Source organism: Pseudomonas sp. 21615526, from assembly GCF_013386245.1.
Taxonomy (GTDB): Bacteria; Pseudomonadota; Gammaproteobacteria; order Pseudomonadales; family Pseudomonadaceae; genus Aquipseudomonas.
On sequence record NZ_JACAOM010000217.1, the window covers coordinates 1 to 784 of the forward strand.

Annotated in this window: 1 protein-coding gene; it reads right to left on the reverse strand. The window is 63.9% G+C overall.

Translation table 11 applies throughout. The features are described from left to right. Nucleotides 1-27 precede the first annotated feature (27 nt). Nucleotides 28-784: LysR substrate-binding domain-containing protein (locus HX786_RS31195; RefSeq protein WP_178913062.1), on the reverse strand; the 757-nt coding region annotated here is incomplete at its 5' end.

Genomic DNA, 784 nt, shown 5'->3' on the forward strand with positions numbered 1-784 from the left:
AACGGATATGTACTCAAACCCGGCACGCTAAATCGACAACCCCTTGAAGTGCTCCTGCAAAAACTCCACACACGCCCGCAACTTCCCGGAGTAGGCCAGCCGCGTCGGGTACACCGCCCACACGTTGGCGCTCTGGGTGTAGCCGTGCAGCACCTGCACCAGTTTCCCTTGCTCCAGCAGCGGCTTCACATCCCACATCGAACGCAGCAACACGCCGCGCCCGTCCAGGGCCCATTGCAAAACGATCTCGCCGTTATTCGACGACAACGGCCCGCGCACGCGCACGCTGTCCTGCACGCCATCGCGCTCCAGGTGCCAGATGCCAAACGCGTTGTCGCGCTCCTTGAGCACCAGGCAGTCGTGCTGTTCCAGGTCGCTCAAGTGCTGCGGCACACCACGGCGTTCGAGGTAGGCGGGCGCCGCACACAGCACCCGCCGGTTACTCACCAGCCGGCGACCGATGTGTTGCCCGGGGATGTCGTCGCCCACGCGAATCTCCAGGTCGAAACCCTCGCTGACGATATCGACCACCCGGTCGAACAGGTCCAGGCGAATCTCCAGGTCCGGGTATTGTTCGGCCAATAGCGACAAGGCCGGTGCCACATGGTTACGACCGAAACCGAAGCTGCTGCACAAATGCAGGTGGCCGCGCGGGCTGTCGTGGGCGTCGGAAAGCTCGTCGGACAACTGCTGGAAGTCTTCGAGAATCCGCACGGCCCAGCGCTGTACGCGCTCACCGTCTTCGGTCAGGGCGATACGGCGGCTGGTGCGGTGCAGCAGGCGG